This window comes from Nocardia sp. NPDC057227, assembly GCF_042669725.1.
Taxonomy (GTDB): domain Bacteria; phylum Actinomycetota; class Actinomycetes; order Mycobacteriales; family Mycobacteriaceae; genus Nocardia; species Nocardia asteroides_A.
In genome coordinates, this window is the sequence record NZ_JBHUXA010000021.1 from 1 (window position 1) to 23,979 (window position 23,979).

The window sequence follows — 23,979 nt, forward strand, 5'->3', positions numbered from 1 at the left end:
GGAGACCGTACGGTCTCCGCCCCACCGGACAAGGGGTCCGGGGGACGTCAGTCCCCCGGGAAACCCTTGTCACACCTTGGCGACAGCCACCCGGACCCCACCGCAGACGACGGGCGCGTCATCCCCGGCCGGACCGAAATCCAGCGCGGTGGCGAGGATCTCGCCGCCGATCAACGCCGCGTGCCGCTCGGCCCACGGCCGCTGCTCGGCGGGCACGTCGAGGACGACGCTGATCCGATCGGACACCTCCAGCCCGAGCGACTTCCGCGTCTCCTGCAGATCGCGGATCAGATCCCGGGCCCACCCCTCGGCTTCCAGCTCCTCGGTGACGGTGTCGTCCAGCACGACCAGCCCGGCATTCCCCGGCAGCGCCGCCGTCGACTCCGGCGAGGCCGCGACCAGCCGCCTGCTGTACTCCTCCGGCAGCAGCGCGACATCGGCCGCGCGCACCACACCGTCCGCGTCCTCGGCCCAGTCCCCCGCCTTGACCGCCTTGATCACCGTCTGCACCTGCTTGCCGAGCCGGGGCCCGGCGACCCGCGCGTTCACGGTGAGCTCGAAGCGCCCGTGCGCGTCCACGTCGGTGGTGAGCGTCACCTTCTTGACGTTCACCTCGTCCGCGATCACGTCGGCGTAGTCCTGCAGCCGCTCGGCGTCGGCGGCCGCGATGGTCACCTCGGAGAGCGGCAGCCGCACCCGCAGCTTCTTCGCCTTGCGCAGGCTCAGCACGGTGGAGCAGACCACCCGCACCTCGTCCATGGTGGCGACCAGCTCGGCGTCGTGCGGCAGCTCGCCCGCGGCGGGCCAGTCGGTGAGGTGCACCGAGCGCCCGCCGGTGAGCCCGCGCCAGATCACCTCGGTGATCAGCGGCAGCAGCGGCGCGGCCAGCCTGGTCACCACCTCCAGCACGGTGTGCAGGGTGTCGACCGCGTCCCGGTCCTCGCTCCAGAACCGGTTCCGGCTCCGGCGCACGTACCAGTTGGTGAGCGCGTCGGCGAAGGTGCGCAGCTCGTCGCAGGCGCCCGCGATGTCGTACTCCTCCAGCGCCGCGGTGACCGCGTCACGGGTGGCCGCGAGCTTGGCCAGGATGTACCGGTCGAGCACGTGCGGCGAGTCGGTGCGCCATGTACCCGGCTCGGTGGCGTAGAGCTGCAGGAAGGTCCAGGCGTTCCAGAGCGGCCGCAGCGCGTGCGAGACCCCCTCGCGGATCCCGCGCTCGGTGACGATGAGGTTGCCGCCGCGCAGGATCGGCGAGCTCATCAGGAACCAGCGCATGGCATCCGAGCCGTCCCGATCGAACACCTCCTTGACGTCCGGGTAGTTGCCCTTGGACTTGCTCATCTTGAGCCCGTCGTCGCCGAGCACGATGCCGTGCGCCGCGACGGTCTTGAAGGCCGGGCTGTCGAAGAGCGCGGTGGCCAGCACGTGCAGCGTGTAGAACCAGCCGCGGGTCTGCCCGTTGTACTCGACGATGAAGTCGCCGGGGAAGTGGCCGTCGAACCACTCCTTGTTCTCGAACGGGTAGTGCACCTGCGCGTACGGCATGGAGCCGGACTCGAACCAGCAGTCGAGCACCTCGGGCACCCGGCGCATGGTGGACTTCCCCGTCGGGTCGTCCGGGTTCGGCCGGGTCAGCTCGTCGATCATCGGCCGGTGCAGGTCGTCCGGGCGCACGCCGAAGTCGCGCTCCAGCTCGTCCAGCGAGCCGTACACGTCGAGCCGGGGGTAGGCCGGGTCGTCCGAGCTCCAGACCGGGATCGGGCTGCCCCAGTAGCGGTTCCGGCTGATGTTCCAGTCCCGCGCGCCCTCCAGCCACTTGCCGAACTGGCCGTCCCTGATGTGCTCGGGCACCCAGGTGATCTGCTTGTTCAGCTCGACCATCCGGTCCCGGAACTTCGTCACCGCGACGAACCAGGACGGCACCGCCATGTAGATGAGCGGCTGCCCGGAGCGCCAGCTGTGCGGGTAGGAGTGCTCGATCGTCTCGTGCCGCAGCAGCTTTCCGGCGGCCCTGAGGTCCTTGATGATCACCGGGTTGGCGTCGAAGACCATCAGCCCCTCGTACGGCGGCACCATCGAGGTGAACTTGCCGCCCTGGTCCAGCGGCTGCACCAGCTCGATGCCGTTGGCGACGCAGACGTCCATGTCCTCCTCGCCGAACGCGGGCGCGAGATGCACGACGCCGGTGCCGGAATCGGTGGTCACGTAGTCCGCGGCGAGCACCCGGTGCGCGTTCGGGTGACCGGCGAAGAAGTCGAAGGCCGGGGTGTAGGCGAGGTCGACCAGCGCGGCGCCGACGTGCTCGGAGAGCACCTCCGGCTCCTCGCCCAGCTCGCGCGCGTAGTGCGAAACCCGCTCCGCGGCCAGCACGTAGCGCTTGCCGTCGGCGCCGCGCAGGTGCACGTAGGTGAGGTCGGGGTGCACCGCGATCGCCAGGTTCGACGGCAGCGTCCACGGCGTCGTCGTCCAGATGACCGCGGCGGCGCCGTCGAGTTCGCGCAGCGGGTGGTCGTCCGGCACCCGCAGCACCATGTCGACGGTGACCGCCGGATCCTGGCGCATCTTGTAGGCGTCGTCGAGCCGGGTCTCCTGGTTCGACAGCGGCGTCTGCTCGTACCAGCTGTACGGCAGCACCCGGAAGCCCTGGTAGATCAGGCCCTTGTCGTACAGCGTCTTGAACGCCCACATGACCGACTCCATGAAGTCGAGATCGAGCGTCTTGTAGTCGTTGTCGAAGTCGACCCAGCGGGCCTGACGGGTGACGTAGTCGCGCCATTCCCCGGTATAGCGCAGCACCGAGGACTTGCACGCCGCATTGAATTCGGCGAGCCCCATGGCATCGATCTGTGATTTGTCCGTGATACCGAGCTGCTTTTCCGCTTCGATTTCCGCGGGCAGCCCGTGACAGTCCCATCCGAAGCGCCGGTCGACGCGGTTTCCGCGCATCGTCCGGAAACGCGGAACGAGGTCTTTCACGTATCCGGTGAGCAAATGGCCGTAATGCGGCAGCCCGTTGGCAAACGGCGGGCCGTCGTAGAAGACGAATTCCGGTGCCGCGGAACGGTTTTCGATACTCGCCCGGAAGGTGTCGTCGGCCGCCCACGCGTCGAGCACGCGGCGCTCCAGCTCCGGGAACGCCGAGCCTGCGCCCGCGGCGAGGTCGACGCGCGGGTACGCGCTGCGGGAAGTGTCGTCCGCCATGGCGGTGTCGGGTCTCCTCCGTGCCGCCGCGCCCATCGGCGCGGTTCGCTGGCACGGGGACGACCACGGCGCGGATGCGCCGAGACCGCGGTACCACCCCGCTTGCCCTGGCCGCGCTGCGGCCGGACCTCTCGTTGCGAGCTGTGACGGGCTCACCCGTTCGGTTCTACTTGGCGCGCCGAGCGCGCCGTTCTTCCGAAGGCTCCCCGGTGATGGCCGGATCGATGCCGTACAGGTTTCAGTCTATCGGCGGCGGTCAACCCTTTTGGGAGCGGGTTCGCGATCGCCCTCTTCGGGCCGCCCGCCCGCGAGCGCACTCGCCAGCAACAGCACCGCACCGAGCACGCACACCACGATGCAGCCCCAGGCCCAGAGCACCGAGCCGGTGGTCAAGGCCGTGACGAGCAGGGCGAAGCCGATCGCCGCGAGCACCAGCGTCAATACCAGCACGGTGACCCCCAGTGGAGACTCGACAGGACGCGCTACCGCTCGGCAACTACCGAACGGACCCTGCTACAAAGTCTACTTGCCACCCTTGGCGAAGGAGGCGGGAGCGAGGCCGTTCGCACCGGTGTCGAAGCCGCCGTCGTCCACCGGGACCGCCGAGCCGCGGTTCTCCAGCTCCTCCAGCTGCGACTCCAGGTAGGACTTCAGCCGCACCCGGTACTCCCGCTCGAAGGTCTTGAGCTGCTCGATCCGGCTCTCCAGCACGCTGCGCTGCTGGGTGATGGTGGCCATGATCTCGGTGTGCTTGCGCTCGGCGTCGGCCTGCAGCGCGTCCGCCTTCTCCTTGGCCTGGCGGAGCTGATTGTCCGAACGGGTCTGCGCGTCGGAGAGCATGGAGTCGGACTTCTGCCGCGCGTCCGCGATCATCGAGTCGGAGCGGTTACGGGCGTCGGCGACGAGTCGCTCGGAGTTCGCTCGCGCATTGGAGAGCAGGTTCTCCGCCTCGCTCTTCGCGTCGCTGGTGAGCCGGTCGGCCATCTCCTGGGCCAGGCTCAGCACCTTCGCCGCCTGCAGGTTCGCGTCGACGCCCTGGCTCTCCGCAGCCGGTACCGCGGGCATCGGCGGCTGCGGGGCGGGTGGCACCGGCTGTTTGATCGGTTCTGGCGGCGGCACCTGCTGGACCGGGGGTTTCACGATGCCGGGGCCGGGGCCGCGGTTCTTCTTGGCGTCCGTCAGCTCGGCGTCCAGCTCGGCGACCCGCTGGCGCAGATCGGCGTTCTCCTCGATCAGCCGCGACAGCTCCTGCTCCACCAGATCCAGGAACGCGTCGACCTCGTCCTCGTTGTAGCCGCGCTTCCCGATCGGCGGTTTGCTGAACGCGACGTTGTGCACATCAGCTGGGGTCAGCGGCATCGAAGGATCCCTTCACGCGTCTTTTGGAGATCTGGCAGATCTGACATCTCGTTCCCGGCCCATTCTGTCACACGGGAGCTACGGGCTGCCCGAGCCTGCCCACGATGGACATCAGGATGAACACGATGAATAGCAGGACCATAATCGAGAGATCGAGCCGAATTCCCCCCAGCGACACCGGTGGTATCAAGCGCCTCAGGAGTTTCACGGGCGGATCCGTGATCGTGAAGATCACCTCGAGCACGACCACCACGAACCCGGTCGGGCGCCAGTCACGGGCGAAGCTGCGGATGAACTCCACGATCACCCGGCTGATCAGCAGCAACCAGAAGATGAACAGGACGAAGTAGAGCACCGCGAAGACCACCACGACATCACTCTGCCCGAAAATCGGCGACGCGCAAAACGACCGCGCCGGTCCGGCTCGGCCGGACCGGCGCGGTGCCCGCTGGCAACGCCGTTACTTCTGGTTGTAGAAGCCGGTTTCCGCGATCCGGCGACGCTCCTCCGCCGAGACGTCGACGTCCGCCGGTGAGAGCAGGAACACCTTGGTGGCCACCTTGTCGAACGAGCCACGCAGCGCGAACGCCAGCCCGGCGGCGAAGTCGACCAGCCGCTTGGCGTCGGCGTTGCTCAGGTCGACCAGGTCCATGATCACCGGGTTGCCCTCGCGGAAGCGCTCGCCGATGATGCGCGCCTCGCTGTAGTCCCGCGGGCGCAGCGTGGTGATCTTGGACAAGGGACCTCCGTCCTCGAAGATCCCCGGCCGCCTGGTGGCGACCGGCTCGGCGCGCATGCGCTCCTCGAGCCGGCGCTCCTCCGCCTCGGGATCGACGGCGAGCGCGCCGCGGGTGGCCCCCCGCATCATCGGCGCGCCGCCGCCCGACGCGCGGAACCGCCCCGCCGCCGCGGAGTCGATCCGGGTGGGGCGGCGCGGTGGCGGCTCGTACCGGTCGTCGGAGTACCCCTCGTCGGCGTACTCCTCGCGCCGGGGCAGCGGCGGGTAGCCGCCGGAGTAGGGCGACTTGTAGGCGGGCTCGGGGTAGTCGGAGTCGGCGGCGTAGTGCTCGTCGCCGTAGCCGTCGGAGGGGGAGCCGTAGCGGCTGTACGCGCCGTACTCCCGGTCGAATTCACGCGCGCGAGAGCGCCGGGGGCCGCGGTCGTCGATGCCGTGCGGGGCCCGGTCGTCGACATAGTCGTCCTCGTACTCGTCGAGTGGAACCATGCCGAAGTACGCCTTGAACTTGTGCAGCGTGCTCATCTGGTCGACCTTCCTTCGGCCCCGGTGGCGGCCGGGTGTTGAAGTCTTGCTCAGCACCCCTCGTCAGTCCCCAGCATATGTGTCGAATGTGACTGATGAGGTTTCTTTGCTAGCCCGAGGTTATCGGGCGTGTACCCAGGAGCGCGGTACCGACACGCACACAGGTGGAACCGTGTGCCACAGCTGATTCCAGATCGCCCGACATGCCGGCCGAGAGTTCGCTCGCGCCAGGGTGGTCGGCCCGCATCCCGTCGTGCAGGCTCGCCAGCCGCGCGAAGGCCGTGTCCGGCTCGGCGTCCAGCGGCGGAATCGCCATCAGGCCAGCGAGTTCCAGCGCCGGGGCGGCCGCGATGCGGTCGGCGAGTGCGGACAGATCGGCGGGCGCGACGCCACCCCTTCCCGGGTCGGTGTCCAGGCTCACCTGGAGCAGCACCCGCAGCGGGGCGGTGCGCTCCCCCGCGTCCAGCGCGGCGGCCGCGGCGGCGTCCAGTGCGGCGGCGAGCCGTTCGCTGTCCACCGATTGCACGGTGTGTGCCCAGCGGGCCACGGTCTTCGCCTTGTTGCGCTGCAGCCGGCCGATCATGTGCCAGGCCACCGGCTCGGCGAGCTCCGGTGTCAGCTCGGCGACCTTGGCGGTGGCCTCCTGTTCGCGGGATTCGCCGAAGGCGCGGCAGCCGAGGTCGTAGAGGACGGCGATGTCGGCGGCCGGGTGGAACTTGGTGACCGGCAGCAGCCGCACCGCGCCCGGTTCGCGGCCCGCGGCGACGCGGGCGGCCTCGATCCTGGCCGTGACGGCCGCGAGCCGGGTGGCGAGTTCCGCGGCGCGCGCGGCCCTGCCCGGCTCGCCGGCGTCCCGCGCGCGCTCGGCGGCTGCCGCGTCCCCGCTCATGCGGCCTGCATCCAGATCACGCCGGCGATGCGGCCGGTCGGTGCTCCGCGCCGGTGGCTGAAGAGCGTCTTGTCCTCGATGGTGCAGCGCGGGTCGACCGCGACCCCGGCGACCCCGGCGGCCTCGAGCTGCCTGCGGATACCGGCCCTGAGGTCGAGCGACGGGGTGCCGCGCACGGTGCTCGCCGCGCTGCCTGGCAGGTGCGCCTCGACGTCGGCGCGCATGGCGGCGGGCACCTCGTACTGCCTGCCGGAGGCGGCCGGGCCGAGGAAGGCGCCGATCCGCTCGACCTTCGCACCCACCGAGGTCATGGCGTCGAGCACTCGGGGAACGATGCCGATCCTGGCGCCGACCCGGCCCGCGTGCACGGCGGCGATCACGCCCGCCTCGTCGTCGGAGAGCAGCAGCGGGACACAGTCCGCGGTGAGCACCACCAGCGCCAGGTTCGGCACCGTCGTCACCAGCGCGTCGGTGGCGGGCACCGGCTCGGCGCGGGGGCCGTCGACGATCTCGACCGAGCGGCCGTGGATCTGCTCCATCCAGACCAGCCGCTCCGGCGCGAGGCCGATGCCGTCGGCCAGCCGCTCCCGGTTCCGCCGCACCGCCGCCGGATCGTCGCCGACGTGGTCACCGAGGTTGAAGCTGTCGTAGGGCGCGGCCGAGAATCCGCCGGTGCGCGTCGTGGTGACCCGGCGGACGGTGAGCGCGGGAGCGGAAGTCATGGCTCCGAGCTTAATCCGCGCCCGCGCGGGCGATCGGTGCGCCGGACGCGCGCGGCCCCCGGCTCCGGGGGCGGAGGCGGGGGCCGCGGGCGGTCAGTGCCGCATGAAGTCGGGCACGTCGACGTCGTCGTCGTCCGGCGGGTCGATGCGGGTGCGCGAGCTGTCCCGCAGGCTCGGCTCGGCGGCCGGGCGGAGCCGGTCCGGTTCCCGGTAGTTCGGCACCGCGCCGCGGCCACTGTCGTAGGACGGCGGGTCGACGCTGCGCGCCGGCGGATCGCTGCTGCCGCGCTGGCCGATCTCGCCTGCCCGGCCGGAGCCGATGGTGCCGCGCACCGACCCCGGGTCGAAGACCCGCTTGGTCGGGCCGCCGCTGTCGAAGCCAGCGGCGATCACCGTGACCCTGACCTCGTCGCCGAGCGAGTCGTCGATCACCGTGCCGAAGATGATGTTGGCCTCGATGTGCGCGGCCTCCTGCACCAGCGAGGCCGCCTCGTTGATCTCGAAGAGCCCGAGGTCGGAGCCGCCCGCGATCGAGAGCAGCACGCCGTGCGCGCCGTCCATCGACGCCTCCAGCAGCGGCGAGTTGATCGCCGACTCCGCCGCCTTGACCGAGCGGCCCTCGCCGCGCGCCGAGCCGATGCCCATGAGCGCGCTGCCCGCGCCGGACATGACGCTCTTGACGTCCGCGAAGTCGACGTTGATCAGGCCGGGGGTGGTGATCAGGTCGGTGATGCCCTGAACACCGTTGAGCAGCACCTCGTCCGCCGAGCGGAACGCGTCCATCAGGCTGACCGCCGCGTCGCCGAGCTGCAGCAGCCGGTCGTTCGGGATGACGATCAGGGTGTCGCAGGACTCGCGCAGCGCGGCGATACCGGTCTCGGCCTGGTTGCCGCGGCGCTTGCCCTCGAAGGAGAACGGCCGGGTGACGACACCGATCGTCAGCGCGCCGAGCTTGCGCGCGATGCTCGCCACGACCGGGGCGCCGCCGGTGCCGGTGCCGCCGCCCTCGCCCGCGGTCACGAAGACCATGTCGGCGCCCTTGAGCACCTCTTCGATCTCGTCCTTGTGGTCCTCGGCGGCCCGCCGGCCCACCTCGGGATCGGCGCCCGCACCGAGCCCGCGGGTGAGCTCGCGGCCCACGTCGAGCTTCACGTCGGCGTCGCTCATCAGCAGCGCCTGCGCGTCGGTGTTGACCGCGATGAACTCGACTCCCTTGAGTCCCTGTTCGATCATTCGGTTGACGGCGTTCACGCCGCCGCCACCGATGCCGACGACCTTGATCACAGCAAGGTAGTTGTGCGGGGGCGTCATGAGCTCTCGCCTTCCTTCGATCTCGAGCCTGTCTGGTACGGATCCCGGACGTGGGGCGGCGCTGTCCGGGCACCCGGCAAGCGGGCCGTCCCGAGGGACGGGCCGCCCCCCGGGCAAACCATAAAGCTGAACCATAGGGTTAGCGTTATGTCAAGTCTCCGACTGGTACGGAACGCTATTCGCCGTGCTCGCGATCCGCTCGCAGGCGCGCCGGTTCCGGATCCGGATTGTGTCGCGATCCCTCCCGCCGCGGCGCACCCCACACCGTAGCCCGCGCCATGCCCCCGACGCTCGGGCCGGGCAGACAGCGCAGGTCCGGAGCGCGGAGCAGGCTCCGCACCGGGCGCCCGCGTCATCGAACGGTCACCAGGTTCGGGCTGGAGACGTCGAAGATCGTGCCGTCCCGGGTGAGCAGCGGCCCGACCACGGCCGCCTTGCGGGCGGCGTCGTCGGCGCCGCCCCACAATACGGTACGGCCGTCCCGGAGGGTCAGCACGATGTCCGACGCCGTGCGCGCCTCCACCTTCGCCACCTCCACGGTGAGCGCGGGCGGCAGCGCGGTCAGCACCGTCACGGCCACTCGACGGATCGCGGGCGCCGCACCGGCCGCGGCCAGCTCCGGGACACCCGGTGGCGCCGGCTCCACCGCGTACTCGACCGATTCGGCGTCCACCAGGTGCGCGCCGCCCTGGCCGGTGAACCAGAGCACCGGCGTGCGCTCCCGCACGGTCACCCGGACGGTCCCGGGGAAGACCCGCTGCACCCTGGCGGTGCTGATCTTCGGGATGCTCGCCACCCGCGCGGCCATGGCCGTGGTGTCGATGCGCAGCATGGAGCGGCCGTCCGGCACCCCGAGCTCCGCCCGCACCTGGTCCTCCGGCACCGCGGCCGCACCGTCCACCCGGACCGTCCGCACCGCGAAGACCGGCGTGAAGTACGCGACGGCGATGGCGGTGACCAGCACCGCGACCCCGAGCGCGACCCGGACCGGCACCCCGGGCAGCCCGCGGCGGCCCGCCGGGCGCGGATCGCCCGGCCGCCGCCTGCCCGGCCGGGCGAACCGGCCGGGCCACGCGGGCACCCACCTCACCGTCCGGCGTGCGGGCGTGCCCGCAGCCCGTCGAGGATCTGCCCGCCGAGCATGGTGACGTCGCCCGCGCCCATGGTGATCACCACGTCGCCGGGCAGCGCCAGCGCGGCCACCTGCCTGCCGACCCGGGACATGTCCGGCTGGTAGTGCACCGGGACGGTGACCGACTGCGCCACCAGCGCGCCGTTCACGCCGGGCAGCGGCTTCTCCCGCGCCCCGTACACGTCGAGCACGACCACCTCGTCGGCCAGGCTGAGCGCGGTGCCGAACTCGGCGGCGAAGGCGGCGGTGCGGCTGTAGAGGTGCGGCTGGAAGACCACGATCACCCGGCCCGGCCTGGCCCGCGCGCCGTCGGCGGACTCCTGCTGCACCAGCTCGGCGGCGGCGCCGAGCACGGCGCGCACCTCGGTCGGGTGGTGCGCGTAGTCGTCGAAGACCCGGACGCCGTTCTCCCTGCCCGCGAACTGGAACCGGCGGTGCACCCCGCCGAACCCCTCCAGCCCCTGGATCAGCTCGTCCACGTCGGCGCCCGCCGCCCGGCCCGCCAGCAGCGCGGCCAGCGCGTTGGCCGCCATGTGCCTGCCGGGCACCGCGAGCCGCAGCGCGCGCGGCGTCGGCTCGTCGTCCAGCTGGAACTGGGCCAGCCCGCCGACGTCGCGCGGCTCCCAGCTCTGCAGCCTGGCCCCGACCGGGATCGGGGCGTCGGCGAGCTCGCCGGAGCCGTAGCCGAGCACCGCGATGCCGCGCTCGGCCAGCCGGGGGGCGACCCGCGCGGCCAGCGCGCGCGAGCCGGGGTCGTCCAGGCAGACCACGAGCAGCCCGCCGGGGGCGAGGCGGTCGGCGAAATCGTCGAAGACCTGGGTGTAGGCCTCCGGGGTGCCGAAGAAGTCGAGGTGGTCGGATTCCACATTGGTGACAACGGCGACGTCCGGGTCGTACTGCAGCAGCGAGCCGTCGCTCTCGTCCGCCTCGGCGACGAAGATGCCGCCGGTGCCGTGGTGCGCGTTGGTGCCCGCCTCGTTCAGCTCGCCGCCGACCGCGAAGGACGGGTCGAAGCCGCAGTGCTGCAGCGCCACGATGAGCATGGAGGTGGTCGAGGTCTTGCCGTGCGTGCCGGAGACCAACAGCGTGCGGTGCCCGCGCATGAGCGCGGCGAGCACGGCCGGGCGCAGCAGCACCGGGATCTCGCGGCGGCGCGCCTCGACCAGCTCGGGGTTGGTCTTGGGGATGGCGGCGAAGGTGGTGACGACGGCGGTCGGGCCGCCGGGCAGCAGGTCGAGCGCGTTCGCGTCGTGCCCGATCCGCACCTCGGCGCCGCGCGCCCTGAGCGCGAGCACGCCGCGGCTCTCCTTGGCGTCCGAGCCGGAGACGGCGCCGCCGCGGGAGAGCAGGATGCGCGCGATGCCGGACATCCCGGCCCCGCCGATGCCGACCATGTGCACCCGCTCGAGTTCCGCGGGTAGCGCGGAGCGCGCGGCTTCCGGCTCGGTCATCGGCCTGCCACCTCGCGGACGATGCGCGCGACCTCGTCGGCGGCGTCGCGATGGCCGGCGCCGGCCGCGGCGCGGCCCATCCCGGTCAGCCGTGCGGGGTCCTGGAGCAGCGGAATCACCTCGTCGATCACGTACTTCGGCGTCAACTCCGAATCGGGGACAATTCTGCCACCACCGGCGGCGACGACGGGGCGCGCGTTGAGCTCCTGCTCCCCGTTGCCGTGCGGCAGCGGCACGTAGAAGGCGGGCAGCCCGACCGCGGAGACCTCGGCCACCGTCATCGCGCCGGAGCGGCAGACCACCGCGTCGGCGGCGGCGTAGGCCAGGTCCATCCGGCTCAGGTACGGCACGGCCACATATCCGGGCTCGGACACGTCCAGAGTGTTCTTCGGGCCGTGCGCGTGCAGCACCGCGATGCCGGCGGCGGCGAGCTGGGCGGCCGCGCCGGAGACGCCCTCGTTCAGCGTCCGCGCGCCCTGCGACCCGCCGAAGACCAGCAGCACCGGCCCGTCCGCGGGCAGCCCGAAGTGCGCCCGCGCCTCGGCGCGCAGCGCGGCGCGGTCCAGCGAGGTGATCGAGCCGCGCACCGGGATGCCGAGCACCTCGGCGTCGAGCCCGGAGCCGGGGACCGCGGCCAGCACCCGCGTCGCCAGGCGCGCCCCGATCTTGTTGGCGATACCCGCCTTGGCATTGGCCTCGTGCACCACCACCGGCACCACCCGTCGCCTGCCGAGCACCCCGCGCCCGGCCGCCAGGTAGGCGGGGAGCGCGACGTAGCCGCCGAACCCGACGATCACGTCCGCGCCGACCTCGTCGATCACCGCGCGGGTGCGGGCCACCGACGCGCGCACCCGGCCGGGCAGCCGGAGCAGGTCGGCGGTCGGCTTGCGCGGCAGCGGCACCGGCGGGATGAGCTCGAGCTGGTAGCCGCGCTCCGGCACCAGCCGGGTCTCCAGGCCGCGCTCGGTGCCGAGTGCGGTGATCCGCACGGTCTCGTCCTGCCTGCGCAGCGCGTCGGCGACCGCGAGTGCCGGCTCGATGTGGCCGGCGGTGCCACCCCCCGCCACGATCACCGAAAGCCCGGATCGCCGCGCGGGTCGCACGTCACTCACCTGGATCTACCTCGTTCTCTCGCATGGGGCATGGGATAGCTGGGCTCCCAGGCCCTGGTCGCGCGGAGCGACCCGGTGCCACGGGATTCCCCGGAGCGCCTGCGCGGCGGCTCCGGAAGGTCGGCGGGCCTGCCGCGGCCCTTGCGGCCGCCCTCGGCGCCGCCGCGGCCGTTGGGCGGGCGGCCGGGGCCGCGGCGGTTCACCGAGCGGGCCCGCGCCTGCTCGGCCCGCACCGGCGAGTACACCTCGGGCTTGGGCAGCCGGAGCAGCCTGCTCACCCGGCCGTCCTGCCCGGCGTTCAGCGCGGAGACGGCCTCGGGTTCGTGCCTGGCGGCGTTGGCGATGATGCCGAACATGAACAGCGTGATGGCCAGCGACGACCCGCCCGCGGAGACCAGCGGCAGCTGCAGCCCGGTGACCGGGAGCAGCCCGACCACGTAGCCGATGTTGATCAGCGCCTGGCTGGTGATCCAGGTGGTCGCGGTGGCGATCAGGATCTTGAGGAAGGGGTCGGCCGAGCGGGTCGCGATCCGCAGCCCGGTGTAGACGAAGAGCGCGAAGAGCCCGAGGACCAGCATGCAGCCGAGGAAGCCGAGCTCCTCGCCGATGATGGCGAAGATGAAGTCGTTGTGCGAGTTCGGCAGGTAGCTCCACTTGGCCCGGCTCTGGCCGAGCCCGCGGCCCCAGATGCCGCCGTCGGCCAGCGAGAACATGGCCTGGCGGGCCTGGTAGCCGATGCCCTGCGGGTCGTCGCCCGGGTTGAAGAAGGCGCGCATGCGGTCGGAGCGGTACCCGGCCGAGAGCGCGAGCACGACCGCCGCCACCACGCCGGAGGCGGCGATGGTGACGAAGAGCCGGGCGGGCAGCCCGCCGAACCAGAGCAGCGCCATCAGCACGATGCCGAGCGCGATGGTGGTGGAGAGGTTGGGCTGCAGCACGACGAGCAGGCAGACCAGCAGCCCGGCCGGGACCAGCGGGACCAGCAGCTCCTTGAGCGTGGCGCGCTCGGAGCGGCGCGAGGCGAGCAGGTGCGCGCCCCAGACCACCAGGCTGACCTTGATCACCTCGGAGGGCTGGATGGAGATCGGCCCGATCACCAGCCAGCGCCGCGCGCCCTGCACCTCGGAGCCGATCCCGGGCAGCAGCACCAGCAGCAGCGCAAGCACCGAGAGCGCGAAGACCGGGAAGGACCACTGCCGCAGCCTGCGCAGCGGAATCCGGAGCGCCAGGTAGAACAGGACGAGCCCGATCCCGGCGAACATGGCCTGCTGCACGAAGAGCGAGTAGGCCGAGCCGCCGTCGGCGTACGCCTCGACGCTGGAGGCCGAGAGCACCATGACCAGCCCGAGCACGGTGAGCAGGGTGGCGATCGTGACGATCAGGTGGAACGACGCCAGCGGGCGCGCCAGCCAGGCGCCGAACCGCGTCGCCGTGCTGTCCGCCCGCCGGGTCGCCGTGGTCACGCGCGCCGCCCGATATCGCTCTCCTGCAGTGCGTTGACGGCCTCGGCGAAGCTGCGGCCGCGATGCGTGTAGTCGGCGAACATGTCCAGCGAGGCGGCGGCGGGAGCGAGCAGCACGGCGTCGCCCGAGTCGGCGAGCCCGGCGGCCAGCCGCACCGCCTCGGCCATCACCGCATCCGCCTTCATGGTTGCATCGTCTCGCGCCTGCACCTCGACCACGGGGACTTCCGGGGCGTGTCGCGCCAGCGCGGCCGCGATGATCGGCGCGTCCACCCCGATCAGCACCGCCCCGACGAGCCGCTCGGCGACCTCCTCGACCAGATCCTCGACCGCGGCGCCCTTGAGCTGCCCGCCAGCGACCCACACCACCGAGGGGTGCGCCAGGATCGACGACCGCGCGGCGTGCGGGTTGGTTGCCTTGGAGTCGTCGACGAACTCGACCCCGGCCAGCTCCCGGACGAACGCGGCCCGATGCGGCCCGACCCGGTGCTCGACCAGCCCCTCGCGCACGAACTGCGGCGCCACGTCGATCGAGCGGGTGAGCGCCGCCGCGGCCAGCGCGTCGGCCACCCCGGACGGCCCCGGCGGGCTGATGTCGCCCACCTCGGCCAGGATGGCCGCCTTGGTGAAGGCCCGGTCCAGCAGCTTGCCGTCGACCACGCCGAGCTCGCCGTCGGCGGGGACGCCGATCCGGAAGCCGACGGTGCGCCGCGCCTTCGATCTGCGGGCCAGCGAGGCGGCCACCGGGTCGTCCAGCCCGACCACGCCGACCCGCCCGACCAGCGCGCGGGCCTTGGCGGCGGCGTAGGCGTCCAGCCCGCCGTGCCAGTCGAGGTGGTCCTCGGCGACGTTCAGCACCACGCCGGCCTCCGGCCGCACCGACGGCGCCCAGTGCAGCTGGAACGAGGAGAGCTCGACGGCGAGCACCTGCGGGCCCGGGTTGCGGCGCAGCGCGTCCAGGATCGGCAGCCCGATATTGCCGCAGGCCACGCTGGGAATTCCGGCGGCGCGCAGGATGGCGTGCGTCATGTTGGTCGTGGTGGTCTTGCCGTTGGTGCCGGTGATCACCAGCCACTTGCGCACCGGCCCGTACAGCCTGGCCTGGTCCACCCACCAGGCGAACTCGACGTCGCCCCAGACGGGGATGCCCGCGGTGACCGCGTTGACCAGCACCGGCGAGTCCGGGCGCCAGCCCGGCGAGGTGATCACCAGGGCGTACCGGCTCAGATCGGCGGTCTCCAGCTCGACGCTGGTGGCCACCTCCAGCCCGAGCCCGGCCGCCTCGGCGAGCGCGGCCGCGCCCGCGTCGGTGACCACCGGGTGCGCGCCGATATCGCGCAGCGGCTCGACCAGCGAGCGGCCGGAGACGCCCCAGCCCGCGACGAGGACATCGCGGCCGCGCAGGAATTCCAGCATGGGGCCGGGTGAGCGCAGGGCGCGCGGAGAGTGCTCGACCATTCCGCTCAGCCGACCTGGGAGAGGTATTCGCTGTAGAACAGCCCGAGCCCGAAGGCCGATGCCATCGCGGCGAGCAGCCAGAACCGGATGATGACGGTGGTCTCCGCCCATTTGCTCAATTCGAAGTGGTGATGGAAGGGCGCCATCTTGAACAGCCGGTTCCGCGTGGTCCGGAAGACCACCACCTGCAGGATCACCGACATGGCCTCGGCGACGAAGAGCGCGCCGATGACGATCATGAGCAGCTCGGTGCGGGTGACGATGGAGAGCCCGGCGATCAGCCCGCCGAGCGCCAGCGAGCCGGTGTCGCCCATGAAGATCTTGGCTGGCGCCGCGTTCCACCAGAGGAAGCCGACGCAGGCCGCGCCGCCCGCGGCGCAGACCAGGGCCAGGTCCAGCGGGTCGCGGACATTGTAGCAGCCGGTCTCCGGCTTGGTCGAGCAGGCGTGGTAGTACTGCCAGAAGGTGATCACCACGTAGCCGCCGAGCACCAGGCTCATCGAGCCCGCGGCGAGCCCGTCCAGCCCGTCGGTCAGGTTGACCGCGTTGGACCAGGCCACCACCACCAGGCAGACGAACACCAGGAAGACGACGACGCCCATCGAGACGGTGGTGATGTCGCGGACGTAGGAGAGGTGCCTGCTCGCCGGGGTGAGCCCGTTCGCGCCCTTGAACTGCAGCGCGAGGATGCCGAAGAGGATCGCGGCGGAGATCTGCCCGATGTACTTGCCCGCGGCGGTCAGGCCGAGGTTGCGCTGCTTGCGCAGCTTGATCATGTCGTCGAGGAAGCCGACCAGGCCGAGCGCGGTGGCCAGCCCGAGTACCAGCAGCGCCGAGGCGGACGGGCCCTCGGCGTCGTAGCCGATGCCGATCAGGTGCGAGCCGAGGTATCCGGCCCAGATGCCGATCACGATGGCGATGCCGCCCATGGTCGGCGTCCCGCGCTTCGCCTGGTGGCTGGCCGGTCCGTCGACCCGGATCTCCTGGCCGAAGCCCCGCTTCGCGAAGATCGAGATCAGCAGCGGTGTGAGCAGGATCGATACGGTCAGCGCGATGGCCGCCGCGAACAGGATCTGTCTCATCGGGTTGCCTCCGTGCTTCCCGCAGGTGCGTCCGGCGGCACTGCCGATCCCCCTGACAAATGGTCGGCGACCTCCCAGAGGCCGACCGATTGCGACGCCTTCACCAGTACCACGTCACCCGGTTCGACCTCCGCGTCGAGCAGGGCGATCGCCGCACCGATATCGGGTACGAGGATCGATTCCTCGCCCCACGAGCCTTCCATCACCGCTCCCTGGTGCATGGCCCGGGGCGGCCTTCCGGTCCCGACCACGACCAGCCGGTCCACATCCAGCCGCACCGCGAGCCGTCCGATCGCATCGTGTTCCACCACCGACTCCGGGCCGAGCTCGCCCATCTCGCCGAGCACGGCCCAGCTGCGCCGCCGCCGGTCGTCGGTCCTGGCCATGGTGACCAGGGCCTTGAGCGCGGCCCGCACGGAGTCGGGGTTGGCGTTGTAGGAGTCGTTGACGACGGTGACGCCGGTCGCCGTCGTCCGCACGTCCATCCGGCGCGCGGAGGCAGCGGCGGCGCCGCCGAGCGCGGCGGCGACGGTATCCGGGTCGGCGCCGCACTCCAGCGCGACGGCGGCGGCGGCGAGCGCATTGCCCACCTGGTGCTCGCCGTGCACGGCCAGCCGCACCGGCACCTCCCCGTCCGGGGTATGCAGGGTGAAGGCGGCGCGCGCGTGCTCGTCCAGCCGCACCTCGGTGGCCCTGATCGCGGCGGTGCTCGCCTGCCCGACGGTGACCACCCGCGCCGCTGTGCGCGCCGCCATGGCGGCGACCTGCGGATCGTCGGCGTTCAGCACGGCGAGCCCGGTGGCGGGCAGCGCCTCCACCAGCTCGCCCTTGGTCTTCGCGATGGCCTCGCGGCTGCCGAACTCGCCGAGGTGCGCGGTGCCGACATTGAGCACCACGCCGATGGCGGGCGGGGCGATCTCGGCCAGCGCGGCGATGTGGCCGGGGCCGCGCGCGGAGAGCTCGAGGACGAGGAAGCGGGTGTCGGCGGTGGCGCGCAGCGCCGTCCAGGGGTGGCCGAGCTCGTTGTTGAACGAGCCGGGCGGGGCCACCACGCTGCCGAGCGGGCGCAGCACGGCGGCGAGCAGATCCTTGGTCGAGGTCTTGCCGGAGGAGCCGGTCACGCCGACCACGGTGAGCGTGCCAGCGGCGGTGAGCCGCTGCACGACGGCCCTGGCCAGCGCGCCGAGCGCGGCCAGCACCGCGGCGCCGGAGCCGTCGGTGTCGTGCTCGACCACCATCGCGCCCGCGGAGACCTGGCCCGGCCGCGGCTCGACCACGACGGCGGGCACGCCGACCGGGCGGGCCGCGAGCACCGCGACCGCGCCGTCCGCGACGGCGCCCGCCGCGAAGTCGTGGCCGTCCGCCCTGGCGCCGGGGAGGGCGAGGAAGAGATCACCGGTGCCGATCCTGCGCGAGTCGAACTCGACGCCGCCGGTCACCGCCGCCTCGGGGTCGGGGACGTCGTGCAGCGTGCCGCCGACGATCTCCGCGATCTCCCGCAGTGTCATCACGATCATGGAACTCTCGAGTCCTCTGTCGTCGAGCCGATCGCCGCCAGCGCGGCGGCGAGCACCTCGCGGTCGTCGAAGGGGTGCTTGACCCCGGCGATCTCCTGGCCGGTCTCGTGGCCCTTGCCCGCGATCAGCACCACGTCGCCCGCACGCGCCCAGCGCACCGCGGCGGCGACGGCGGCGGCGCGGTCGCCGACCTCGCGCACCTCGCCGCGCTCGGCCTCCGGCACGGCGAGGGCGCCCGCGCGCAGCGCGGCCCTGATGGTGGCCGGGTCCTCGCTGCGCGGGTTGTCGTCGGTGATCACCGTCAGGTCGGCGCCGCGCGCGGCGGCCTCGCCCATCAGCGGGCGCTTGCCCGCGTCCCGGTCGCCACCGGCGCCGACCACGACGGCCACCCGGCCGGAGGTCTGGGCGCGCAGCGTGGCGAGGACCGACTCCACCGCGGCGGGCTTGTGCGCGTAGTCGACGACGGCGAGGAAGTCCTGGCCGCGCGTTACCCGCTGCATGCGGCCGGGTACGTCCACCGATGCCAGCGCGGCGGCGGCCTCCGCCGGGTTCACGCCCGCGGCGGCGCACACCGCGACGGCGAGCAGTCCGTTCGCCACGTTGTAGCGGCCGGGCAGGCGCAGTCGCACCGGAATGGTGCCCTGCGGGCCCGCGGCAGTGAACTCCTGCTCGCCGCCGGCGGTCGTGGTGACGTCACCGGCGATCGTCCAGTCGGCCGCCACAGCGGCCGGATCTTCGGTCGGCCGAGCGGAGTCCGCCGCGGTGGCGACAGCATCGGCGGAGGCGGCGGGGAAGGAGGTGGGCTCGACATCGGGGGCAAGCCCGGCGGAGGCGGCAGGCCCGGCGGAAGCGGCAGGCCCGGCTGCTCGGGCGGCGTCGGAGGCGGGCGCCCCTGCCTCGGCCGGGGGCGCGGCCTCGGTGCGCACGGTGATGGGGGCGGGCAGGGCGGCGGCGAGTCGCCGGCCCCACTCCTGGTCGACGCAGACCACGGCGGTCCGCGCCGCGATCGGCGAACCCACCTCGAAGAGCCTGCGCTTGGCGGCGAAGTAGTCCTCGAAGTCGGCGTGGAAGTCCAGGTGGTCCTGGGAGAGGTTGGTGAAGGCGCCGACGTCGAAGCGCACCCCGTCCACCCGGCCGAGCGCGAGCGCGTGGCTGGACACCTCCATCACCACGGCATCCACCCCCTGCTCGACCATGGCCGCGAACATGGCGTGCAACTGCGGCGCCTCCGGCGTGGTCAGCGCGCTCGGCACCCGCCGCCCGCCGATCCGCGTCTCGATCGTGCCGATCAGCCCGGTGGCGAGCCCGGCCGCGGCCAGCCCCGCCTCGACCAGGTACGACGTGGTGGTCTTGCCGGAGGTGCCGGTGATGCCGACGATCGTCAGCCGCTCCGACGGGTGGCCGTAGATCAGCGCGGAGAGCTCGCCGAGCACCGCGCGCGGCTCCGCGCGCACCAGCACCGGCACGCCGAGGTCGCCCAGTTCGGCGGCGCCCGCCGGGTCGGTGAAGATCGCGACCGCGCCGCGCGCCACCGCGTCCGCGGCGAACCGGGCGCCGTGCGCGCGGGCGCCGGGCAGCGCCGCGAACAGGTCACCGGCCAGCACCGCGTTCGAGCGCTGCTCGATACCGGTGACGGTCACCCCCGCGGGCAGCGCCCGATCGACATCGGCGGTCGGGTCCGCCGAACGTGCTCCGGTGGCTTCCAGCAGGACGTGCAACGGCGTCGACGGCGGCTGGGCCGGCCGGAGCGTCTGCGGGCTGGACTGCGCAGCCACCTTGCTCCTTCTCTCTGGGCGGACATGTCCGATCGAACATGGCCGCGTACGAACACGACTGGGACGGGGAGTCAGGTTACCGACGCGGGCCGCGGCCCGAGCAACGCGCCTCTGGTTACCGCTCCGGCCCGGCCGCGCGCCCGCCGCGACCGGCCGCCCGCCACCGCCGAACCCGCTGGTCGTCGCAGATCACCCGGGGTTCCCACCGCTTCAGGACGCCTGCAGGACGAACGGCCCCGGCGCCGCGGGCGACGGCGGGACCGCGTCGCGCTGCAGCGCCCAGGAGGCGATGTTGTGGAAGAGCGGCGCCGCCGACTGCCCGCCGCCGCCGTCCGAGCTGCGCTGCGGATTGTCCAGCATGATCCCGACGACGTAGCGCGGGTCGTCGGCGGGCGCGATCCCGGCGAAGGTGATCCAGTAGCTGGAGCTGGAGTAGCACTTGCACTGCTGGTCGATCTGCTGCGCGGTGCCGGTCTTACCCGCGATCTGGTACCCGGTGACGGCGCCGGAGGCACCGGTCCCCATCTGCACGCCGCGCGGGTCGCGCTGCACCACCGACTGGAACATGGTGCGCAGCGTGGCCGCGGTCGCCGGGCTCACCACCCGCACCCCGTCCGGCTGCGGCTCGTCGGTGCGCGCGCCGTCCGGCCCGACGGTGGCCCTGACGATGCGCGGCGGAATCCGCACGCCGTCGTTGGCGATGGCCTGGTACATGCCGGTCATCTGCAGCGTGGTCATCGAGAGGCCCTGGCCGATCGGCAGGTTGGCGAAGGTGCCGCCGGACCACTGGTCCCGCGCGGGCACCTGCCCCGCGCTCTCGCCGGGCAGCCCGACGCCGCTGCGCCTGCCGAGCCCGAACCGGCCGACCAGGTCGGCGAAGCGGTCCTCGCCGACCCGCTGCGCCAGCATGAGCGTGCCGACGTTGGACGACTTCCCGAAGATCCCGGTGGTGGTGTACGGCGCGACGCCGTGCTCCCAGGCGTCGTTCACGGTGACCCCGGCCATCCGGATCTCGCCGGGCACCTGCAGCACCTCGTCCGGGGTCGTCAGCCCGTACTCGATGGCCGCGGCCGCGGTGATGATCTTGTTCACCGAGCCGGGCTCGAAGGGCTCGGTCACCGAGGGGTTGCTCATGTCCGCGTTCGACCAGAACTGCGGGCCGAGCGCGGGATTGAAGGTGTTGTCGTTGGCCATGGCGAGCACCTGGCCGGTGCGCGCGTCGAGCACCACCGCGGAGGCGCCCTTCGCGCCGGAGAGCTCCTTGGCCTGCTGCACCTGCTGCTGCACGTAGTACTGCAGATCCTGGTCCAGGGTCAGCTCGACGGTGTTGCCGTTCACCGCGGGCTGCCGGTCGCGCCAGCTGCCCGGGATCACCGCGCCGTCCGAGCCGCGGTCGTAGGTGTGCGAGCCGTCGGTGCCCGCCAGCAGCGAGTCCATCGAGGACTCCAGCCCGATCTGGCCGTGGCCGTCCCACCCGGTGGCGCCGAGCAGGTTGGCGGCGAGCGCCCCGCCCGGGTATTCGCGCAGGTCCTGCCGCTCGGTGCCGACCTCGGGGAACTTCAGCTTGAGCTCGGCGGCGATCCGCGGGTCGACGCCGCGCGCCAGGTAGACGAAGGTCTCGTCGCCGCGCAGCTTGGCCAGCAGCTCCTTCTCCGATGGGCCGGCGGGGCCGAGCTTGGCGTTGACCGTGTCCGCGATCTCAAGCAGCCGCTTGTCCGGCTCCGGGGCGGTGTCGTCCTTCGCGCGTGCGGCGGCGAGCTCCTGGCGCACCCGGACCGGCTGGAAGGTGAGCGCCTTCGCGGTCACGGTGAAGGCGAGCGGCTTTCCGTTGCGGTCCACGATCGGGCCGCGGGTGGCGGGCTCGATCTGCCTGGTGGTGCGCTGGCTCGCGGCCTGCGCGGAGAGGCCGGGCGCGGCGATGCTCTGCACCCAGAGCAGCTGCAGCGCGACCACGGCGAGCGCCACCAGCATGGCGATCCGGCCCGCGCCGAGCCGCAGCCGGGAGGAGCGGTCGGCGCCGAGCCGGGTGGCGCCGCTGGTGGCGTCGCGCGGGGCGCCGGTGGGGCGGGCGGCGGCGGAGCCGGACGGGCGGGAGGCGGCCGAGCCGGGGCGGCGCTGCGGGCCGGACGGGGTCCGGGCCCGCGGCGCGCGGCCGCCCCTGTTCTCCCTCATCGCTCGTCCGCATCGGGGCGGGTGAGGCCGGTGGCGCCGGGGGCGGGGACCACGGTGCCCGGAGCGGCGATGTCGCCGGTGCCGGGGCCGGCGGGGTCGCCGGAGCCGGGCGCGGCAGCATCGCCAGAGCCGGGCGGGGCAGCATCGCCGGGCGCGGCGGGGGTACCGGGGCCGGGCGCGGTGGCGTCGCCCGCAGCGGGCGTACCGGAGCCGGGCGCGGCGGCGCCACCCACGCCGGGGGACGGGAAGTTCGCCGGGTCCGGCACAGTGCCGGGGGCCGCAGGCGTGCTCGCGCCGGGAGCCGTCCCCCCGGGAGCCGTCCCCCCGGGAGCCGTCGCGCCGGGAGCCGTCGCGCCGGGGGCGATGGCGCCGGTTCCGTTCGCGCCCTCGGGGACCGGGCCGCCGGTGGCGGGGTCGATCGGGATGCCGAGCGTGCCGACCCCCGCGCCGGGCGCGGCACCCGGCTGCGCCGCGGTGGGCGCGGGAGCGGGGGCGGGCGCCGAACCGGGGAGCGGCAGCGCGGTCACCGGAACCACCCGCTCACCGCGGTTGTTGTTCAGCGGCGGCACCGAAGCACCCTGCGCGGCCGTCGGCTCACCGACCACGGTGACCGTCCCGTCCGGCGCGAGCACCAGCCGGGCCGGATCGATCGCCGGGATCATGCCGAGTTCCCGTGCGCGATTGGCGAGTTCGGGCGCCGAGTCCGCCGCCTCCACCTCGCGCAGCAGCGCGGCCCGCTCGTCGAGCAGCTTCTGGTTCGCCGCGCGCAGATCGCTGAGCTGGTAGCTGTCCTCCGCGGCGCGGGTGGTGAGCAGCAGCGTGCAGGCGAGCCCGCAGCCGAGCAGCACGAGGATGACGATCACGAACGGAATCCGCCCGGTCGCCGCCGCGCTGCGCACCGCCGAGGCGGCGGGCAGCAGCCCGAGCTGCTCCGCCCGCAGCCGCCTGCGCGTGTACGCCCGCTGCGCCGCACCGGATTTCACCCGCTCGGCCGCCTGCACCCGGCGGGCGAGCCGCCCCGGCGCCTCCGCCGCCCGCGCCCGCACACTCATGAGATGGGCCCCTCCTCGATCCGCTGCACCGCGCGCAGCCGCACCGGGGCGGCGCGCGGGTTCTCCTCGATCTCCGCGTCGGTTGCCTTCTCCGCGCCGCGGGTGAGCAGCCGGAAGGTCGGGCCCATGCCGGGCAACTCCATCGGGAGCCCGGCCGGGGTGCGGGAGACCGTGTGCTTCGCCAGTTCCTGTTTGACCACGCGGTCTTCCAGCGACTGGTAGGCGAGCACGACGAGCCGCCCGCCGACCCGGAGCGCGTCGAGCGCGGCGGGCAGCGCGGCCCGCAGCGAGTCGAGTTCGGCGTTCACCTCCACCCGCAGCGCCTGGAAGGTGCGCTTGGCCGGGTGCCCGCCGGTGCGGCGGGTGGCGGCGGGGATGGTGGCGTAGAGCAGTTCGACGAGTTCGGCGCTGGTCCGGAACGGCCGCTGCTGCCTGCGGCGCAGCACCTCGGAGGCGATCTTGCCCGCGAAGCGCTCCTCGCCGTAGGTCTTCAGCACCCGGGCCAGGTCGCCGTGGCTGTAGGTATTGAGCACGTCGGCGGCGGTGGGGCCGGTGGTCGGGTCCATCCGCATGTCGAGCGGCGCGTCGACGGAGTAGGCGAAACCGCGCTCGGCCAGATCCAGCTGCATGGACGACACGCCGAGGTCCATCAGGATTCCGGAGACACCGCCGCCGCCGACCCCGGCGCGCTCCAGCGCGTCCGGGATGCCGTCGTAGCGGGTGTGCACCAGGGTGACCCGGTCGGCGTAGGGCGCGAGCCGGGCGCCCGCGAGTTCCAGCGCGGTGGTGTCCCGGTCCAGCCCGACCAGCCGGAGCTCCGGGTACGCGCGCAGGAAGTGCTCGGCGTGCCCGCCGAGGCCGAGGGTGGCGTCCAGGTAGACGGCGCCGGGAGCGTCGAGCGCGGGACCGAGGAGGGAGTCACACCGCCGGAGCAGAACCGGCACGTGCCGGGGGCCTGGCTGTGCGTCGTGCACCTCGACCTCCTGGATTCCGGCTGAGAAGCGCTGTCGGCGGCGAATGCGC

The 23,979-nt window shown here is 73.0% G+C and carries 19 protein-coding genes; all 19 read right to left on the reverse strand.

Annotation, left to right across the window (positions count from 1 at the left end; translation table 11 throughout):
* Window positions 1–69 precede the first annotated feature (69 nt).
* A complete protein-coding gene (ileS, locus tag ACFUJ1_RS25180; RefSeq protein WP_378649392.1) occupies window positions 70–3,201 on the reverse strand; it encodes an isoleucine--tRNA ligase in 3,132 nt (1,043 codons plus the stop codon).
* Window positions 3,202–3,444: 243 nt separating this feature from the next.
* On the reverse strand, window positions 3,445–3,651 hold the full coding sequence (locus tag ACFUJ1_RS25185; protein WP_233016767.1) for a hypothetical protein: 207 nt from the start codon (window positions 3,649–3,651) through the stop codon (window positions 3,445–3,447).
* A 72-nt stretch (window positions 3,652–3,723) separates the two neighbouring features.
* Window positions 3,724–4,560 carry a DivIVA domain-containing protein gene (locus tag ACFUJ1_RS25190; RefSeq protein WP_378649394.1) on the reverse strand — a complete coding sequence of 279 codons (837 nt, stop codon included), beginning with the start codon at window positions 4,558–4,560 and terminating at the stop codon, window positions 3,724–3,726.
* Between the two features lie 67 nt (window positions 4,561–4,627).
* The gene (locus ACFUJ1_RS25195; protein ID WP_067655253.1) at window positions 4,628–4,930 is read right to left on the reverse strand and encodes a YggT family protein; all 303 of its coding nucleotides are present in this window, start codon (window positions 4,928–4,930) and stop codon (window positions 4,628–4,630) included.
* A gap of 90 nt (window positions 4,931–5,020) precedes the next feature.
* Entirely contained in the window at window positions 5,021–5,821 is an 801-nt protein-coding gene (locus ACFUJ1_RS25200; protein WP_378649396.1) for a cell division protein SepF, read from the reverse strand.
* A gap of 109 nt (window positions 5,822–5,930) precedes the next feature.
* Window positions 5,931–6,710, reverse strand: coding sequence for a YggS family pyridoxal phosphate-dependent enzyme (locus ACFUJ1_RS25205; protein WP_378649398.1), 780 nt, complete (start codon window positions 6,708–6,710; stop codon window positions 5,931–5,933).
* Complete coding sequence (gene pgeF, locus ACFUJ1_RS25210) at window positions 6,707–7,432, reverse strand: peptidoglycan editing factor PgeF (protein ID WP_378649401.1); 726 nt, start codon at window positions 7,430–7,432, stop codon at window positions 6,707–6,709. The genes ACFUJ1_RS25205 and pgeF overlap by 4 nt, the downstream gene beginning before the upstream one ends.
* Before the next feature lie 93 nt (window positions 7,433–7,525).
* Window positions 7,526–8,743, reverse strand: a complete 1,218-nt coding sequence (gene ftsZ / locus ACFUJ1_RS25215) for a cell division protein FtsZ (protein WP_378649403.1) — start codon at window positions 8,741–8,743, stop codon at window positions 7,526–7,528.
* Window positions 8,744–9,095: 352 nt separating this feature from the next.
* On the reverse strand, window positions 9,096–9,824 hold the full coding sequence (locus ACFUJ1_RS25220) for a cell division protein FtsQ/DivIB (protein WP_378649405.1): 729 nt from the start codon (window positions 9,822–9,824) through the stop codon (window positions 9,096–9,098).
* A 5-nt stretch (window positions 9,825–9,829) separates the two neighbouring features.
* The gene (gene murC, locus ACFUJ1_RS25225) at window positions 9,830–11,326 is read right to left on the reverse strand and encodes a UDP-N-acetylmuramate--L-alanine ligase (protein WP_378649407.1); all 1,497 of its coding nucleotides are present in this window, start codon (window positions 11,324–11,326) and stop codon (window positions 9,830–9,832) included.
* Window positions 11,323–12,429: an undecaprenyldiphospho-muramoylpentapeptide beta-N-acetylglucosaminyltransferase gene (gene murG / locus ACFUJ1_RS25230; RefSeq protein ID WP_378649576.1), complete on the reverse strand. Its 1,107-nt coding sequence runs from the start codon at window positions 12,427–12,429 to the stop codon at window positions 11,323–11,325. Before murG ends, murC begins: the two co-directional genes overlap by 4 nt.
* A gap of 5 nt (window positions 12,430–12,434) precedes the next feature.
* Window positions 12,435–13,901, reverse strand: a complete 1,467-nt coding sequence (gene ftsW / locus ACFUJ1_RS25235) for a putative lipid II flippase FtsW (protein ID WP_378649409.1) — start codon at window positions 13,899–13,901, stop codon at window positions 12,435–12,437.
* Window positions 13,898–15,316, reverse strand: a complete 1,419-nt coding sequence (murD, locus tag ACFUJ1_RS25240; RefSeq protein WP_378649578.1) for a UDP-N-acetylmuramoyl-L-alanine--D-glutamate ligase — start codon at window positions 15,314–15,316, stop codon at window positions 13,898–13,900. The genes ftsW and murD overlap by 4 nt, the downstream gene beginning before the upstream one ends.
* Before the next feature lie 47 nt (window positions 15,317–15,363).
* Window positions 15,364–16,440, reverse strand: a complete 1,077-nt coding sequence (gene mraY, locus ACFUJ1_RS25245; protein WP_378649411.1) for a phospho-N-acetylmuramoyl-pentapeptide-transferase — start codon at window positions 16,438–16,440, stop codon at window positions 15,364–15,366.
* Window positions 16,437–17,957 carry a UDP-N-acetylmuramoyl-tripeptide--D-alanyl-D-alanine ligase gene (murF, locus tag ACFUJ1_RS25250; RefSeq protein ID WP_378649413.1) on the reverse strand — a complete coding sequence of 507 codons (1,521 nt, stop codon included), beginning with the start codon at window positions 17,955–17,957 and terminating at the stop codon, window positions 16,437–16,439. Before murF ends, mraY begins: the two co-directional genes overlap by 4 nt.
* Complete coding sequence (locus tag ACFUJ1_RS25255; RefSeq protein WP_378649415.1) at window positions 17,954–19,732, reverse strand: Mur ligase family protein; 1,779 nt, start codon at window positions 19,730–19,732, stop codon at window positions 17,954–17,956. Before ACFUJ1_RS25255 ends, murF begins: the two co-directional genes overlap by 4 nt.
* Before the next feature lie 210 nt (window positions 19,733–19,942).
* A complete protein-coding gene (locus ACFUJ1_RS25260; RefSeq protein WP_378649417.1) occupies window positions 19,943–21,904 on the reverse strand; it encodes a peptidoglycan D,D-transpeptidase FtsI family protein in 1,962 nt (653 codons plus the stop codon).
* Window positions 21,901–22,956, reverse strand: coding sequence for a hypothetical protein (locus ACFUJ1_RS25265; protein WP_378649419.1), 1,056 nt, complete (start codon window positions 22,954–22,956; stop codon window positions 21,901–21,903). The genes ACFUJ1_RS25260 and ACFUJ1_RS25265 overlap by 4 nt, the downstream gene beginning before the upstream one ends.
* Entirely contained in the window at window positions 22,953–23,930 is a 978-nt protein-coding gene (gene rsmH, locus ACFUJ1_RS25270) for a 16S rRNA (cytosine(1402)-N(4))-methyltransferase RsmH (protein WP_378649421.1), read from the reverse strand. Before rsmH ends, ACFUJ1_RS25265 begins: the two co-directional genes overlap by 4 nt.
* Window positions 23,931–23,979: the final 49 nt, after the last annotated feature.